The sequence below is a fragment of the Paenibacillus sp. FSL R5-0744 genome, from assembly GCF_037972555.1.
In the GTDB taxonomy this organism is placed as follows: Bacteria; Bacillota; Bacilli; order Paenibacillales; family Paenibacillaceae; genus Paenibacillus_AQ.
This window is the reverse complement of sequence record NZ_CP150228.1, coordinates 3238368-3255338: the sequence shown is the minus strand read 5'-3', so window position 1 is coordinate 3255338 and position 16971 is coordinate 3238368. Positions and strand designations below refer to the sequence as shown.

13 protein-coding genes are annotated in these 16971 nt (G+C 40.8%); 2 read left to right on the top strand and 11 right to left on the bottom strand.

Annotation, left to right across the window (positions count from 1 at the left end; translation table 11 throughout):
* Positions 1-25: 25 nt before the first annotated feature.
* From MKY19_RS14390 to MKY19_RS14360, 7 genes are all read right to left on the bottom strand, one after another.
* On the bottom strand, positions 26-1762 hold the full coding sequence (locus MKY19_RS14390; protein WP_339803827.1) for a response regulator: 1737 nt from the start codon (positions 1760-1762) through the stop codon (positions 26-28).
* A 111-nt stretch (positions 1763-1873) separates the two neighbouring features.
* Positions 1874-3352 carry an Lsa family ABC-F type ribosomal protection protein gene (locus tag MKY19_RS14385; RefSeq protein ID WP_339803824.1) on the bottom strand — a complete coding sequence of 493 codons (1479 nt, stop codon included), beginning with the start codon at positions 3350-3352 and terminating at the stop codon, positions 1874-1876.
* A gap of 317 nt (positions 3353-3669) precedes the next feature.
* Entirely contained in the window at positions 3670-4170 is a 501-nt protein-coding gene (locus MKY19_RS14380) for a DinB family protein (RefSeq protein WP_042188113.1), read from the bottom strand.
* A 283-nt stretch (positions 4171-4453) separates the two neighbouring features.
* Complete coding sequence (locus MKY19_RS14375) at positions 4454-5002, bottom strand: CueP family metal-binding protein (RefSeq protein ID WP_339803820.1); 549 nt, start codon at positions 5000-5002, stop codon at positions 4454-4456.
* Between the two features lie 179 nt (positions 5003-5181).
* Positions 5182-6048, bottom strand: coding sequence for an SDR family oxidoreductase (locus tag MKY19_RS14370; protein ID WP_339803817.1), 867 nt, complete (start codon positions 6046-6048; stop codon positions 5182-5184).
* Positions 6049-6231: 183 nt separating this feature from the next.
* Positions 6232-7983 (bottom strand): HAMP domain-containing sensor histidine kinase, encoded by a 1752-nt coding sequence (locus MKY19_RS14365; protein ID WP_042188106.1) that lies wholly within the window; start codon positions 7981-7983, stop codon positions 6232-6234.
* Positions 7980-8735 carry a response regulator transcription factor gene (locus MKY19_RS14360; RefSeq protein WP_042188104.1) on the bottom strand — a complete coding sequence of 252 codons (756 nt, stop codon included), beginning with the start codon at positions 8733-8735 and terminating at the stop codon, positions 7980-7982. Before MKY19_RS14360 ends, MKY19_RS14365 begins: the two co-directional genes overlap by 4 nt.
* Positions 8736-8929: 194 nt before the next feature.
* Here MKY19_RS14360 and MKY19_RS14355 point away from each other — a divergent pair, with 194 nt between their 5' ends.
* Together MKY19_RS14355 and MKY19_RS14350 are read left to right on the top strand one after the other, a co-directional pair.
* Entirely contained in the window at positions 8930-9961 is a 1032-nt protein-coding gene (locus MKY19_RS14355) for a M23 family metallopeptidase (RefSeq protein ID WP_339803814.1), read from the top strand.
* Between the two features lie 163 nt (positions 9962-10124).
* A complete protein-coding gene (locus MKY19_RS14350) occupies positions 10125-11003 on the top strand; it encodes a deoxyribonuclease IV (protein ID WP_339803811.1) in 879 nt (292 codons plus the stop codon).
* A gap of 57 nt (positions 11004-11060) precedes the next feature.
* On the opposite strand, the gene MKY19_RS14345 is transcribed toward MKY19_RS14350, so the two are convergent.
* The 4 genes from MKY19_RS14345 to MKY19_RS14330 form a co-directional block, all read right to left on the bottom strand.
* On the bottom strand, positions 11061-11384 hold the full coding sequence (locus MKY19_RS14345) for a hypothetical protein (RefSeq protein WP_042188099.1): 324 nt from the start codon (positions 11382-11384) through the stop codon (positions 11061-11063).
* A gap of 100 nt (positions 11385-11484) precedes the next feature.
* Positions 11485-12705: a GNAT family N-acetyltransferase gene (locus tag MKY19_RS14340; RefSeq protein ID WP_339803807.1), complete on the bottom strand. Its 1221-nt coding sequence runs from the start codon at positions 12703-12705 to the stop codon at positions 11485-11487.
* A gap of 128 nt (positions 12706-12833) precedes the next feature.
* Positions 12834-14207, bottom strand: coding sequence for a Na+/H+ antiporter NhaC (nhaC, locus tag MKY19_RS14335; protein WP_339803804.1), 1374 nt, complete (start codon positions 14205-14207; stop codon positions 12834-12836).
* Between the two features lie 253 nt (positions 14208-14460).
* Positions 14461-16968 (bottom strand): hypothetical protein, encoded by a 2508-nt coding sequence (locus MKY19_RS14330; RefSeq protein ID WP_339803800.1) that lies wholly within the window; start codon positions 16966-16968, stop codon positions 14461-14463.
* Positions 16969-16971: the final 3 nt, after the last annotated feature.

The following is a 16971-nucleotide window of genomic DNA, read 5'->3' as shown; positions in this document are numbered from 1 at the left end:
TCCGAACCTGAGCAACCTGGATTCTTTATTCTTCAGCAATTCCAAGCTGTCTTCTGAAATCCTTAGGGGTGCAGCCTACCTGTTTCTTGAAAAGCTTTGAGAAATGCACCGGGTCTTTGTAGCCGACCTGATAGGAGATTTGATAAATTTTAAACTGCACATCGTATAGCATTTCTTTTGCCTTTTTAATGCGAATATCTGTTAAGTATTCAAGAAAGGTCATATGCAGTTCTTTCTTAAATAACTTACTAAGCCAAACAGGAGTTACGTGAACCGCAGAAGCTACAATTTGCAGCGTTAGGCTTTCAGCATAATCACGGTGTAAGATCTTCTCAGCTTCGCTAACAATTTGGCTAGGTGTATGCGAAAGCTTACGAAAGTCTGCAGCAATCTCATGCAGAAAGACCTCTGTTTGTTCACGAAGCGCCTGCAGGGTATCGTATTGCTCCAACAGCTCCCAAACTGCGATCGGATTATTTTTCCAATTCTTAAGAACGGTTCCCTCCGCTCCTCGCCGGAACACTTCGAACAGCCATTCAAAAATTTTCTGCTGGATATCCCTAAGTTGTGTAAGCTGCCACGACTGTATCATCTCGATAAAGGTATCCATCGCTCTTGTTATATCTTCATCCGAACCATATCGAACTAAATCAAGCATTTCATCCGGGTTCTGAAGTGACAAGTTATCACTCTCCCCGTCGTAAAATAGCCCTTGCTCAGTGAATAATCTGTTGCCCCCATAAACCGCCTTTTGCTCCATTACGCTCACAGCCTCAATATACATATGGTGCAAGTTTCTTGTTTTGCCCGGTTTAGTCAGCATTCCTGCACTAGCAGTGATTTTGACAAAATCATTGATTCTTTGAATGAAAAGCTGTGCCATGCCCTGTGCGATATCCGTCTGCTCATGAGAAAGACTTCCAAGCACGATAATCCAGCGGTTATAACGGTCCTTATAGAGAGCAGAAGGATGGGCGTATTCCTCTTCAAGCGTCTGATGTAACACATTACTGATCCCGAATAGAATCAGTTCCTTTTCATGCGGATTCTTATTCTCTATCGCTTTTAAATTATCAGCCTCAACGACAATCAACATCGTAGGCTCCTTCAGCATCCATTCAAGCTCCAATGTTTGAAGACGGTGGTATCTACGCATTTCAAGATTAGGATCATAAACCTGTTCAATCATTTCCTTTAATAATTCCTCGCGCATTTTGGAGATGGCGAAGACCGCCTGATTCTTAAGCATCTGCCGGTTACGATGATCCATCTTCATTTTATTGATGTTCTCTATCGATTTATCCACCATTTTACCTAGTTCATCCAAATTAATTGGTTTCAAAATATAATCGCATACCCCTATTTTCATGGCCTGCTTGACCAGTTCAAAATCATCATAACCACTTACAATAATCTTCTCAGGCTTATAGTCCTCTTCGGCAGATAAGGCGCTAAGGAATTCCAGACCAGACATGCGGTTCATCTTGATATCTGTAATAATCAGAGCGGGCCTGATCTCAAGTGCCGTACGTAAGGCCACATCACCATCATCCGCAACAAGAACCTCTGTAATATTGTAATCCTCCCAATGAAAGCGATTCCGCAATCCTTCACGAATCTCATATTCATCATCCACTATAAGTACACTAAGCATCTGATCTCCCTCCTGATTCACTTGGATGTACAACTGTTTCTTTTGGAGATTATAGTCTTTAATTTCATAGTACTCGACACGAGTTAGGATTGCACGGAGGTAATCCATAACTTTTATAGGGGGATATTAAATTGCTTTTTTAAATGTGCAGCGTTTGTAAAATAATACAAAAAAGCCGACAGATAAACTCTGTCGACTTCCCCCATTTCTTCATTTTAATTAAAGTTCAACGATTTTCGTAGCAACATTGTTGCAAAATTCCCGATCATGCTCCACAAAAACAAGAGTTGGCGTGTATTCAAGCAACAGCTCTTCAATTTGCATACGTGAAATGACATCAATAAAATTAAGCGGTTCATCCCAAATGTACAAATGAGCTTTCTCACTAAGGCTTTTGGCAATCAGCACTTTTTTCTTTTGACCACCACTATAAGTGGATATGTCTTTATCAAATTGGATTCTAGAAAAATCAAGCTTTCGTAGAATAGATTTAAACAGACTTTCATCGATTCCGTTGTCTCTGGCATAATCCGTTAGATTCCCCTGAAGATTAGAGGTGTCTTGGGATACGTAGGAAATGATAAGCTGATTATCCTTTGTGAGAGTGCCTGTGAAATCTATATCCTCACCACACATCAATTTGATGATACTTGATTTACCTGAGCCGTTTTTACCCGCCAGAGCAATACGCTCACCCTGCTCGATAGTGAAGCTTACGTCAGAACATACCTTTTTTTCACCGTAAAAAATCGAAATATTGTCTAGCTCAGCAAGTTGACGTTTATGATAGTCAAGCTGTGTAATCTCTAGATTCTCAGAATTTTCGATATTTTTAAGAAGCTTAGACTTTTCGTTGATCGCAGAATTTTGTCTTTGTTCAATGGCTTTAGAGCGTTTCATCATTTTAGCGGCCTTGTGTCCAATGTAGCCTTTATCGACCTTTGAGCCGGAATTTCTCGTTCCGTTTTTTGTTTTTTCCACTTCATGTGACCAGTTGCCTGTCCGTTTAGAAGAAGCAGATAAGCGTTTAATATCTCTTCTGAGTTTCTCGTCCTCTGCCAGCTCAAAGTTATCTTGTCTGACTTTATTCTCCCACCAGCTTGAAAAATTGCCTTTTTGAATTTCTATATTCGTCTTATTTATAGACAAAATATGGTCTACACAATTATCAAGAAAAGATCTGTCATGAGAGACCAGAATATATCCACTTTTCGTATTGAGATAATCACTGACCAGCTTTCTTGCCGTCATGTCTAAATGATTGGTAGGTTCATCGATCAACAGGAAGCTATTTTCCTTAATGAAAAGAGTGGCTAACAGCACTTTCGTCTGCTCTCCGTTAGACAATGAGTCAAAGGGCCGATATAACACATCTTCAGAAACCTTTAATAATGAAAGTTCACGCATTAATTTCCAATGAATATAATCCGGAAAAATTTCGCTGATCACATCAATGGTATTAAGCGCCTTGTTATCCACCTGAAAAGGAAAATATTCAAAAGTGACATGGGCAGAAATATTTCCGCTGTATTCATATTTTCCAAGCAATAAACTCAGAAAGGTGGTCTTTCCTCTACCGTTTCTTCCGGTAAATCCTAATTTCCAATCAGTATCGATTTGAAAGTTTACATTCTCAAAGATGTTATCGTAGCTGCCCTCATAGGCAAAGGTTAGATTTGTAACATTTATTAATGACATATAAGTATCCTCCTGTATGAAAAAAATAAAAGCCACAAGAAAGTTACTTTCTTGTGACTCAAATAAATACAGCAAATCTAGCCCCAAATGGAGTTAGATAAGGATATATTGTTCGAGTGAAAAGAAGTAGTAACTTTCTTGCATACAAAAAATAAAACAAACGAAATAAACCGTTTTTGTTGTTTTATTCATCATGTGTCGCAAGAATAATTACTACACTATACTTTTCAACTCCGATCATTAATTTGTATCCATGTTATCATGCCGATTTGTTTTTTTCAACTTTCCGATCCTTAACTCATTAAGAAATTCATTAATTAGGCGTTCGCTAATTCATCTGCAGAGGGTCCGTAAAGGCCCGGTACTGGTATATTTAGAAGTCGGAAATATACCCCAAGCTGTGCCCGGTGGTGAATCATATGATTTAATCCGATGGTACGAAGCGCGACTGCCCGTGTCTGACGGCGGATAACCGCTGTGCCATTACGCAGTGTCCACTCCGCACCAAGCGTCTCCACATTGCTTTGAGAAATTAATTCTTCAATCTTGCGAGCGCTCATATCGAACTCTTGCAGAACCGCGGCGGGGCTCTCCAGCGCTTCTCGACGATATGGCACAGATGCCAAATCAAACTCCGAGTGAAGAAGAATGGCTGATTGCCAGTTTAGCAGATTGACGAGATGTGTGGATAGCCCACCGAGACTCATTGACTTTTCGTGTGGTTTCCATGTCATATGCTCCTGCGTCAGCTTCTCCAGCATACGACGCGTACCAGCTAACTCCTGCAAAACATCCCCGATGATCAGATCTTTATCCATCCCTCTATCTCCTCTCAAAAATGAAGTACCAACTAAAGTTTATCATAGAGAATCACCCTTGAGTTTTTCGACGATACCCTTCTTCAAAGAACACTCCCTATAAAAGGTCGACACTTGATATCCATCAGATTATATCATTTCCAGGAGGTGGAAAATCACTATAATTAAACTTTACCTTAGAACCTTCTTATTCATACAGATACATAAAAAACCTCCCATAAATTAAATGGCAGGTCCGATATGGAATTTTCAGAGGAAGTAGTGACTTCGCTGTCTCTGATGCTTAGATACTCTCTACTAATTGCATGGTCGTAATACATGTATTATCACTCTTAAAAGTGGAAAGTGCGGCTTTCGCTTTTACACCATCCTGTTCAATCGTTACATTATATTTCTTATCGCGAGGTAACCAAAGATCAATGAATCCGTTAGATTGGGACTTCATAGTTTGATCCACAATCACGTTGCCCGCAGTGTCCTCGACATATACATTAAATTCTTGTTCTGTTAATTCCCCTTGGCATCCGGTCAAGCTATGTGTTGCACACGGGTGTGTATTCTTAACATATGGTGCGATGGAAACAAAAAACTCATCTTTGGGTAAGTCATATTTGGTTGATTGATTGTTGCTGTCGGTCACAATAAGCTGCTCTGAAGTGATGGAAGCAGAGAGGTCTTTCATGCTGCTTGAACTATATTCCTGCACTAATTGTTTAACGTTAGATGTATCGGTTGCTGCGGGTGATTTTTTATCGTTCCCCCCCACAAATAAAACAGCCCCTAAAGCAACTACAACTACTGCACCAGAGGCCATCCAAATTTTTGTCCTCATTGATATTCATCCCCTTCTCTTCGATTCAATCATTTTCATTACACCAATAGTTCACATATGTTTCCTATTATATCATTATTATTACTTCACGAAACCTTTATCAATGATGTTAAAGATGCACAAAAAAAGGCCCCTTCTGGTTATTCACCGAGAAGAAGCCTTGAATCTTGCTATATTATTTAAGCTTGCAGACTATTTACAAGATCACTGATAACATCCGCTAACGGAGTGACTGGACGATTCAGTACTTTCTCTAGATCGTCACTTTCAATATCCAGCCATCCTTCGCGAATACCACGTTGAATCGCAACAACGAATGGCAGAGCAGCTTCTGGTACACCAACCTCAGCCATGATTTTCGCATAAGCTTCGTCGTCAACTTGCAGCACTTTAATTTCTTTACCTATTACGCCACTTATAATTCCAGTCAATTCTTCTTGTGTTAAAGGCTTGCCAGACAATTCATAGACAGAATTCTCATGTCCTTCCCCAGCTAGAACATTAGCAGCAGCTTCTGCATAATCTCCTCGTGCTGCCCAGCCAACTTTACCACTACCAGCAGAAGTTACCCATGGGGCACCTGCTACGGCGCCTTGGATAGACCCAACCTCGTTCTCCATGTACCAGTTGTTGCGAAGGAAACTGTAAGGAATTCCGGTAGCTCGAATGGCTTCCTCGGTTACACGGTGTACTTCAGCAAGGAACAGCTCACTCTTCTCTGCATGTCCTACACTTGTATAGGCAATGAATCCAACACCAGCTTTAGCGGCTGCATCAATAGCTGCCTTATGTTGGCGAATCCGAGTCTCGTTATCTCCATCTGAAGATACAATTAGCAGTCGATCCACACCGGCAAACGCAACATCCAATGTTTCCGGCTTATCAAAGTCACCATGACGGACTTCCACACCACGCGCTTTAAGATTACTTGCTTTATCTGGATTCCGGACACTAACTACAAGGTCCCCTGCGGGTACAGTTTTAAGTAGAGACTCTATCACTAATGATCCGAATTGACCTGTTGCTCCTGTTATTGCTATTTTCATTTTAAAATCCTCCTAAAATTATGATAAATTTTATCCTCTTAATAATTGTTTACCTGTAACTATTGTAGTTACATTCAAAAAAGATGTCAACTCCTTTATTTTTATAGCCTTTACTCAACCTAATAAATACAAACAACCCTCGCGGTATCCGGTTGGAATACAGCGAGGGCTCGAATGAATATATCAGCTCCATATTAATTTAATAACCGTTCCCTTACCTATGTGACTTTCTACAGTAATCTGGCCACCCATACATTCGATCAGACCTTTAGAAATCGCCATACCGAGCCCAGAACCGTTGGAGGTAGACGCTGTATCCGTTCCTCGATAATATCGTTCAAATAGCCGAATCATTGTTTCTTCATCCATTCCATCGCCGTCATCAGCAAATTGAATGATAAATCCGGTCTCCCTTTCTTTATGAATAAGCGAAACGGTCAACTTCGTATCCGGTGGGTTGTGGAGCAGCGCATTCGCAGTTAAATTGTTGACAACCCTCTCTAGCCATGGCGTATACAATTGAGCTCTAACTTCGGTTTGTGCAGGTAGAAATACTATTCGCTGCTTCCCATAGGCAGGATTGGCAGCAGCTTGTTCGAGAGCTTGTTGCAGCCAAGTGTTCAATTCAACTTCCATCGTCTCAGGTGGTTTAATTCCTGACTTTAGACGATAGGTCATTGCAAGATCACTGATCAGCATGTCCATATGGGCCGATTTATCTAGCATAGTCGTTGTAAACTTACGGACTTCCTCTTTCGACCAATCGTATTTTGGTTCTGCCAGTAAATGAGCATATCCTGTGATTGAGGATAATGGGGTTTTCAAATCATGAGTAACACCAGCGATCCATTCTTCGCGTAAGCTCTCCGTCTCCTCCCGCATGACTTGATCTCTCTTCAAGGTTGCCGATAATTTCTCAATTGAAACCATCACATCAGCAAAAACACGGTACCTTCTCCTCCATTTTAAGGCGGGTGTTCGACTGCGACGAAGTCCTTTACGATCCGTTGGCTCTGTATAAATGGCATTTCCGATGGAATCGAGCCATACGAGCATATGCAGCATTGGCGCACCAAAACGATGTGCTTGCCATAAGGAAAGCAACACAAACGCGATCAATAATGCGATAAGCATGGCAAATGAACCGATGATCACGACTTTAACTTCTTCTGGTACCCACATTTTTTTGCCTGGATCTGTCCCTTTGATATTGGGTTCTCCCACGATCCAAGTACGACCTGAGTCCTTATCAAAAGAAGAAAGAACATGGTACCCATATCGTTCACTGTACAGGGTGCGAAGTGCAAGCTCTTGAACGGAGTACTGAGTGGGTATCACATTAGGTCTATTATAAGAAACCACTTCATTGCCTGATGAATCTATAAGTTGAACAAAAGCTTGGGCCGATTTAATTTCTTTTTCAAGTTCATCAGGAAGTACTGGCTCCCCTTTCGCAGCAGCGAATGTCCCCTCACTCACTTTCTTTAATAGTGGACCTAATACATTAGGCGCACCATACACCAGTGCGAGCTGTTTACCATCCTTTTCTTGAATCCATAGTGCCAGATTATAAGGAAACGGCTGAGTGCCCGTCCAATAAGCAACTACTTCGCCAGGGCCATATTGAATGGGTACATCTTTAGGTGTATTATAGGCACTCTCAACTTGCCCATCTTCATTTAGACTTTGTAGCCAGCCATTATTTTTCTTCACTTGCTCCAGTAAACTCGGAGAAAAATGTATGCCATCCTTATCAATTTTAGAAGATTCTACCAATTGTTCAAGACCCACATTGGCAAAATCACGCGAGAGACTAATATCAAGAAACCGCAGCAAAATCCAAGTAAATGTTATGGCAGAAATAGCGAGTACTACCATGCCCGTAATTGCGAGCTGAAGAACAAACTTTAACGTTAACCGGCGCTTAATATTCATGGCGCAGACAACTCTTGACGTTCTACTTTAACCAGTTTGTACCCAAGACCTCTAACATTAACAATAAACTTCGGATCGGATGGGTCTGCTTCTATACGCTCTCTTATACGGTGAATATGCACCATGACCGTATTATCATCACTTAAGGCTTCTTCACCCCAAACCTTTTCATATAATTCACTTTTGCTGAATATTTGATTGGGATGTTTACATAAGAACAGCAGCAATTGGAATACAAGTGCCGGACAAGAGACCGACTCACCCTCAACCAGCAGCTCCCCTGCCGTCTCATCCAGTTTAAATCTCCCGTAATCGTAAACGTTCGCAGATTTGCTGTGAACTGTCGCTGTGATCTTATCAGTATCTGATGGAGCAGGTGAACTTAAGTACCGCCGCAACTGCGCTCTTATTCGAGCGACAACTTCAAGTGGATTAAAGGGTTTAGTGATATAATCATCTCCACCTATAGCAAATCCGGTCAGCTTATCAAAATCAGAGGTTCGAGCCGTAAGAAACAGGATAGGTGCGTCCGTCGTCTGCCGGATAAAAGGACAGATTTCAATTCCACTGCGCCCTGGCAACATCACATCCAATACAATCAAATCATATTTTTTGGCTTCGCAGGCGCTTATCGCTTCTTCACCCGTCACCGCAGTATCAATATTTAAATAACCCTCTTTGCGTAATACAGTCTCCATAATCTCCAAAAGCGATTGTTCATCATCTACAAGTAAAATCGATGCTTCATTCATTGTGAAATTCCCTTTCCAAATAGCCCTTGTTTTTATCATCATAGCATGATTCTTGACGCTATCAATCGCACTTACCTTAACAGAAGCTTAATTCGTATTCGTCTACTACACCAAAAGTTAAGATCGTATTAATGCTGTGTTTCAGAAGAGCTAAGACTCATTTGCTATAATTTGACTAATGGGAGGCGATATTCTTGAAAAAAAGCTCTAAAAAAATAATCAGCATACCGGGAATGTCAGCAAAAACAGTTTTGGCAATAGGATCACTTGCCTTGCTATTAACAGCTTGTGGAGGAGGAAAAACGGATATGAACAATAATGCGAAAGTGGAGCAAACATCCAGTTCAGCTGTAGAATCAAACGAAACAATGTTCCTGCCTGATGATCTGCCAAATTTTCTGCTTAAAGGGAACTATAAAGAAATGTACGCCCACTTTAGTCAGCCTTTGAAAGATAAGGTTAGTGAAACTGAATTAGCTGAGACCGCTAAGGAATTCACAAAGGATATCCAGACACTGAATAAAGCTTCTGATATGCAGCTTAATGGATTTGATCGACGTACTTGGGTGAGTGATGCAGGTAATAAAGGGCTTATCGGAATGTTTGATCCGGATGGAACCATTTCATTAATCCAGATTCAAGAACTGACATCCTCCCCTGAAACCGACTCGAAACTTAGCAAGCAGGAATACGCGTTGCCTTTCGAAGGTGACTGGTTTGTATTTTGGGGCGGAAAGAATATTCTCGTAAATTATCATTATGAAGTAGAGATCCAGCGGTACGCTTATGATTTTATCCAAGCCAAGAATAACTATTCTTATAAAGGGGATCCGCTAAAAAACAAAAGCTATTATGCCTTTGGCGAAAAAATTCTCGCCCCTGCGGATGGTACAATCGTATCGGTTGTGAATGATATTAAAGATAATGAACCTGTCGGTGTCATGAATCCAAACCAGGCAACCGGCAATAACGTGATCATCGACCACGGTGGTGAATACAGCCATCTAGCTCATCTAAAGAAAGGCTCGATTACAGTTAAGGCGGGCGATATAGTTAAAAAAGGCGATGTCATTGGACTGACAGGTAACTCAGGCAACTCTAGTGAGCCCCATTTGCATTTCCAGATTTCTGACGGAGTAGATTTGTTCAACTCTCGTTCAATCCCTGTTAGGTGGGAGAACGGATTGAATCCAATCCAAGGCGAGACGATTACCGCCACTGAATAGCGATCATTTTGGGTTGATAAGGTTGTCTCCCCTAGGAGATATTCGGACGAGACAACCTATACCTAAGCTTGAATACATACAAATAGGTCGATTTACAAATATTAATAGGCCTATAGTGACTAAATACTGATCTCTTCTCTGAAGAAAGGAAGTGTTACACCAGATGACTTTACTCCTTGGGTCACATGTATCCATGACTGGACCAAAAATGCTCCTTCGAGCTAGTGAAGAGGCAGCATCTTATGGAGCGACCACCTTCCTAATATATACCGGAGCTCCTCATAATACTCGCCGTAAGCCCATTGAAGCTTTGAATATTGAAGCTGGACAAGCTCACATGAGAGATAATGGCATTTCAAATATCGTTGTACATGCTCCATTTATTGTTAACTTAGGGAATACGCTATCCGCTCAGGTCTTTGAACATAGTATTGAGTTTCTTCAATCAGAGATTATTAGAACGGAAGCTTTAGGCTCTACACAAATTGTCCTGCATCCCGGTTCCCATGTGGGTGCGGGTCCACAGGCCGGAATTTCTCGAATTGTAGAAGGCTTGAACGAAGTGCTGTCCGATAAACGAAATGTTCAGGTTTCATTAGAGACCATGGCGGGAAAAGGTAGTGAATGCGGAATTACATTTGAGGAATTAGCAGCGATCATTGATGGAGTTACTAATAACGAGCACCTGTCTATTTGTCTGGACACTTGCCATATCCACGATGCTGGTTATAATGTGAAGGAAGATTTTGATGGCATATTGGATCAATTTGATCGCATAATTGGAATAGAGCGCCTAAAAGTCATTCACGTAAATGATTCAAAGAATATCATCGGCTCGCGAAAAGACAGGCACGAAAATATCGGACATGGATATATCGGCCTTCAGGCGCTTCGATATGTAGTCCACCATCCACAGCTAACAACCATTCCCAAGCTCCTGGAGACCCCCTCCATCGGTGAAAAGAAATATGTCAACCCGCCCTATAAGCATGAGATTTCATTGCTACGAGGAGAAACGGATGAGCCGATAAAACAAGCATAAACGCCTTCGGCGTCCTTATAAGGACGGTAAGCGTTTATGCTATAAACTATAATCAATTTATCCTTTTGCTGGATCATTCGTAACAGGTGCGGTTTCGTTCACTTGGAGTTTCTTTAGTGAGTTTTTCTTTGCGGTTAATTCTTTTGACAGATCAGCTTGCATACGATTTAAGGTTTTTATCTCATCATTCAGCTTTTTGATTCGCGACATTTTACTGCTCAAATCTGTGTGAGACTTGCTAAATTTCATATCCTGTTCTAATTGATTAATTTTAAATTTAGATTTTTCTTTTTTGTTCTGTGTGCTCTTGATTTTGTTTTCGAGCTCGGTAATTTCTTGTTGTAATTTAGTGATCATTGGTTTAGTAAAATTAATTGCCATTCTTACACCTCATATCATATTGTGTTGCTGAGAGACTATTCTACTATAAAAAGAGCAAAAAAGCACACTCATTAGAGTATGCTTCAAAGGTTCACATATTTTAAAAATAATCAGAGAAATAAGGATGCTCTGGTCTAATCAGTCCTTCCAGCAAATGAATCGTGGCTTCATCCGTCTGAATACGTCCGATGCGAGCCAGGTAGGTTGGCCGCTTATAGCCCATTAACATGGTTGTTAAGGTAGGAATATCAATCGTAAGTGAAGGATTTAATCCCCCTTCTCGCAGGGTCCCCTTCCCTTCTTTATCTACAGTTAATGAAAATGTCCCTCGATTCCATTCCAGCATCGGATCGCTTAAGTTAAAAATGAGCTCACAGTCTTTTTCCTGCCGTTTAAAAGGATACTGTTCAATAAATAAACGGACATCTACAATCCGCGCCATAAAGTATGGAGCGATCGTTTCCTTGATATCCCCATCATCTAATATGAATGACAACGGTTCTCCTTTATAAATATCCCCTTTAACCAGCTTAATCATTGAAAAGTGCGCACTAATAAAATTCCATAAGCCCGTTCGAGCCTCTTCAACAATATATACCATCTCTTTGATATAAAATATTTCTTCGGCGACCCAATACAACAAGTACCCCATGGGTTCATCGTTTTTATTGTAATAAATACCTACCGTCATATCATCTAAATCCCACCGCAAATATTCTTCCCAAGCTAACTCATTACGAATCATTGCCCCATGATGCTGCACGGCAAACTGATCATAAATCACTTTGATATCTGGATGTTCAATGGATACACGTTCCACATTTCCTGGGACATTTCTCATTTTTGGCAACTGGGTATCCGGCACTTCAAATGAGATTTTATCAGTGATGATTTCCCAGCCTTTTCTTCTATAATAAGGGATTGAATACGGATAAAGATAAGATATCGATTGTTTACGATCCCGCATTTTAGTTAAAGCATGAAGCATCAGTTTATTCATTAAACCTAAATTGGCATATTCGGGATAGGTTCCAACACCCGTTAGTCCACCCATCTCATAGATATGCCCAAAAATATTAACCTGAAATGGGTATACGGCTAACTGAGAGATGAGCTTGTCTCCATCAAACCAACCTACAACATCAGCATACTTAAGAACTGGCAACTTAGCCTGAGTGATTTCACGATTCTCCCAGCCAAAGATTTGCAGATCACGATTGGTCACTTGAAATACATAACGTAATAGATTATTAAATTGTTCTGCGTGCTTAGTTTCGACATTAGCTAATCTGATTCTATCCTGTAACTTACTGCGACTCACTGTTATTACCTCCGATAAATTGACCACTTTTTAAGCTTAGATCACTAGCTTGATCACATTGACTCAACGCATAGTATTCTTTATATACGTTGAATCAATGCATTAGGTGTCCATTATCTTGAGGTTTCTTAATCTTTACCCAATGAGTTCCTTTGTAATCTAGGGATCAACGCGTAAGCAAACGTGATGAATGGACTTAACCATAAGAAAGCTGCATAAGGCGCATATTCTATCACGGGTACACCCAGAGTCACTGCGAAGAAGGCACCACTAACACCCCATGGAATCAATGGATTAACGAGAGTGCCGCAATCCTCTAGCGTACGGGACAGCGTCTTTGCTGGAATGCCACGGCGATTATATTCATCTTTGAACATTTGACCTGGCAAAAGAATCGAAAGATACTGTTCACCAGTCATGCCATTTACCGCTATGGATGACGCTCCGCTCATCAGTACAATGCTGCTTTTACGCTTGAGCGGTTGAATGAGTTTACGGAAAAAGGCCTCAATGACACCGCAATGCTGAATCAAACCACCTAAGGATAAGGCAATTAAGATTAGAGATACAGACCACATCATCGATTGCATTCCTCCGCGGTTCACGATAGAAGCAACCATTTCATTCGCGATATTACTGTTATATCCACTCTGCATTACACTAAACCAGACATCAATTTCAGTCTGCTGCTGAATCAAAGCCGTCACAAGAAGACCACTGACAATACCAACAACTAACGTAGGCAGGATCGGTATCCGCTTGATCGAACAAGCGATGACAGCTAGCGGAGATAGCAGCGTTAACCAATGAATATGGAATCCATCTTGTAACGCAAGCTTAATGTCTTTAATCGAGGATAAGTCGATCGAATTCCCCTTTGGAGCGAACAGAAAAAAGAGAGTGGTGATAACAAGCGCCGGCACCGTAGTGTATGCCATGTTACGAATGTGTGTAAACAAGGATATCCCAGCCACTGCAGGTGCAAAATTCGTTGTATCGGAAAGTGGCGACATTTTATCACCAAAACAAGCCCCACTAATAATCGCTCCAGCAGCCAAAGTTGGGGAAATCCCCGTAGTTACTGCAATTCCTATTAAAGCAACACCGATGGTGCTTACTGTCGTGAAGGAGCTTCCAGTGAACATCGAGACGATGATCGTGACATATAATGCGCTCACCGCAAAATAATTCGGATTAATATAATCCATACCATAATATAAAAGCGACGGTACTGTACCGCTCATCATCCACACAGCGATCAGAATTCCAATCAGCATGAGGATAAGAATTGGCATTATGGCCGTTTGTATCCCTTGAATAATTGCTGATTCGATCTTCTTCCAAGAGAAACCAAACATTCCTAGTAAGACGGCCGTGCCTATTGTAGTTACGAGAAGCGGTAGATGCGGCTCCGCTTTCAATAGAAAGATGGATACAAATAGAAGTGCTAAAATAAAAACGATGATGATCATGCTTTTTGAGAAACTAAGCCGTCGTTCCATGAAAATAATGCTCCTTAACATTGTATTGGGTATAAAAATAATGATCGAACGCTTCCGCACTTTTAAGCTTTTTTGCTTTTTGGCATTGAAGCGCAGAGGTAATCTTAACGAAAAGACTGAGAACAGTCAATGTAAAGAACATACATTGAAGGAATTTCCATAAAAAGTTCATAAGTATAGGCGAGAAATAAAAAAAGTGCTGGCAATTATGCCAACACATTTGACTTGGTTCTTAACCCAGCTCACTACAATTTTAATTGTCAATGTTTTTAGTTGTTCTCGGTTCCGATGAAACGTAATTTAACGGGTAAGACTGACTCCCTAACAACATCCTATGACCCTGAAATTCATCATATAAATTTATACGGAAGCTTCCTCCCCTTAATTTATTGTAAAGGTTACTATTAAATGAAGTTGTGTATGACTTATTTTTGCCCATTGGCAAATCAGTCCCCATTACCAAAGTCTTCTCCATAGATTGTCCGTAAGGGTCAATTAGCTCTAAGACTAACTTATGCTCATAGGCACCTGCTTCAAAATCCTCTTGTTCGGATAAGCTATAATTTACAGCTATATCTAATGTGTCCCTTTCTTCAGTAATGTAACCCACTGCATTTGCAACCGAAAGGTTGTAAGGGAATAGATCAACACTTATTAGATTATTCTGTGAGATTACTGCTTTAGGGGTAAGTGCTAATTTAACACTATTGATAAATCCAGTTGATGTCCCCCCTAGATCTGTAAGCTTACCGTCAGCAACCCCTTCTCCAATATATAGCACAAGCTGAGAGGTATCCACACCTTGGGGAAGCTTACTCCAGATGGTAACCAATTTTTTACCATTTGGGCTAGTTGGCGTTGTCGATTGGCTAACCATCGCGTTGAAAAATTGGTTATCAGGTGTTTTGTAATAAGCTACCAGCTGTGCCTGTTTCGACTGGCGTGGTTCTTCGCTAATCATTTCCAGTTCCGTATAGATCAAATTAGATTTGTTAGAATTATATGTGGTTGTCCGACGCTCACGGACTTCTGCTTTTTTGCCTAACGAATTCATATGATGAGATTCACCTGCAGCAATCGTATGGATCACATTATTTAGCGAGTTTGAATACATGGAGAGAAACTTCGTGACTTCATCTCCAGAGGTATCTTGTAGTACAATTTTCAGCTGATTGAAGCTATAAGAATATGGCACTTTCGCTATCACAAATATCTCTTTTGCTTCATTAGGAGCTAGTGACGTTTGCGAATTTGTGGTCACGATCTGGGCTGTACTGCTCAGATCACTCATTCCTGCTTTGACTATAGCTTTTAAAGAAGGTAGCTGTACTGAGGTTAAGCCTGTGTTCCGGATGCTGATATTAGTTACGATTTGATCACCATCATCCCAAGGCAACCGCTGATAGGATCCAAGCTTCACCATGAACTTCCCGTACCTGTTCTCGACCATATACTCTTGTCCCATCAGATTATTATATTCTAGAGCATACGGAATGTTATACAACGCAGTTGGAAAAACAACCTTGTCATCAACAGCGGGTTCCGTCCACTCCAGCTTTAACGTACCTTGATTAAGTGTTAATGGCACATCCGCACTGAGACTGACGATCTTTTCTTCAAGTGGTTTCAATATTACATTCGCAAGTGCTTTTGAATCTACCGGAATACTTAATCCTTCAGCAGCTTTAACCGTAAGCTCATATGCAGGTAGCGTGACAGGTTTATTCCCAAGATTCTTTAGGCGGAATAGAAGATTCCATTTCGCAAAGTCATTTTCCGAATATACGGAAGCACTCTTCAATTGTGTTTCAACCGTGTTATTCTTGATAGAAATCTTTTTCACAGCATAATTAGCCACAGCGAAGTCAGGAGTTGTTACTGAAGGAAGCTTAAAAGATTTAACAGGTAGCATTATTTTCAAAGCTTCATCTTCTTGTGCAAATTGCAAGATCATATGTTCAGTCTTCATATAGGAAGGAACTTCAGTTAAATAATAAATCGTCTTCTTTTCTTGGGACTGTACATCGAAACTGCTGCTAGCATCCTCCTGCTTAAGTTCGAACACCGAACCACCAGCTGATCTCAGGTACGTAGTATAAGTAGAATTGCTTAGCACTTTTTTACCCAAATTCGTGTAACTAACGCCAACTCTCATATAGACTTTTCCATTCCTTTTAAGCCTTTGCATACTTTCCGCTTTGATATCAACTTGCAGATTATCCAGCGTGAGCTTCTTGCTCTGGCCTTGAGGAACGACAACTGAGTAACTTGCCGGAATGGCGAATTCGCCTAGCTTTTTCTGATAATCCTGGCTACTGAAATCCCACTTCAATAGGGTCACTTTGGTGCCGTTTAATTTTGTAGACTCTCCAATATTCACGTAGTAAGTTACAATTTGACTACTCATTGAAGGAATATTTTTTTTAGTAACATCTCTCGTGACAGGTTTACCTTGTATGACTGTCCCCCCAGTTGTAGTAACCCTTGAGAAATAATCTACGTGAGCTACACTATTGGTACTACTATTGCTATAACTAAGTGTGTATATAAGTATATTACCGCTCGGTTGCTCTAAAATATCCATATCTATTAGCTTCACGTTGACATTGTTTTTTAAAGCGATCGACCCAAGTTTGTCAAGAGTGAATACCGCTGCAGTTGAAGCACTTGTCGGTGCTGCGTAAATGCTGTTTGCAAGAGGTTGGCTTAACATCATTGCACTGAGCAGAACTACAGCGTATGTCTTTAGTGGTTTGTGCATGAG

Coding starts and splice junctions, on each gene's coding strand:
- MKY19_RS14360 (WP_042188104.1), bottom strand. CDS start 8,735: ATGAATGAAGCATCGATTTTACTTGTAGATGATGAACAATCGCTTTTG.
- MKY19_RS14365 (WP_042188106.1), bottom strand. CDS start 7,983: ATGAATATTAAGCGCCGGTTAACGTTAAAGTTTGTTCTTCAGCTCGCA.
- MKY19_RS14375 (WP_339803820.1), bottom strand. CDS start 5,002: ATGAGGACAAAAATTTGGATGGCCTCTGGTGCAGTAGTTGTAGTTGCT.
- MKY19_RS14390 (WP_339803827.1), bottom strand. CDS start 1,762: ATGGATTACCTCCGTGCAATCCTAACTCGTGTCGAGTACTATGAAATT.
- MKY19_RS14370 (WP_339803817.1), bottom strand. CDS start 6,048: ATGAAAATAGCAATAACAGGAGCAACAGGTCAATTCGGATCATTAGTG.
- MKY19_RS14345 (WP_042188099.1), bottom strand. CDS start 11,384: ATGGCAATTAATTTTACTAAACCAATGATCACTAAATTACAACAAGAA.
- MKY19_RS14380 (WP_042188113.1), bottom strand. CDS start 4,170: ATGGATAAAGATCTGATCATCGGGGATGTTTTGCAGGAGTTAGCTGGT.
- MKY19_RS14350 (WP_339803811.1), top strand. CDS start 10,125: ATGACTTTACTCCTTGGGTCACATGTATCCATGACTGGACCAAAAATG.
- MKY19_RS14330 (WP_339803800.1), bottom strand. CDS start 16,968: ATGCACAAACCACTAAAGACATACGCTGTAGTTCTGCTCAGTGCAATG.
- MKY19_RS14385 (WP_339803824.1), bottom strand. CDS start 3,352: ATGTCATTAATAAATGTTACAAATCTAACCTTTGCCTATGAGGGCAGC.
- nhaC (WP_339803804.1), bottom strand. CDS start 14,207: ATGGAACGACGGCTTAGTTTCTCAAAAAGCATGATCATCATCGTTTTT.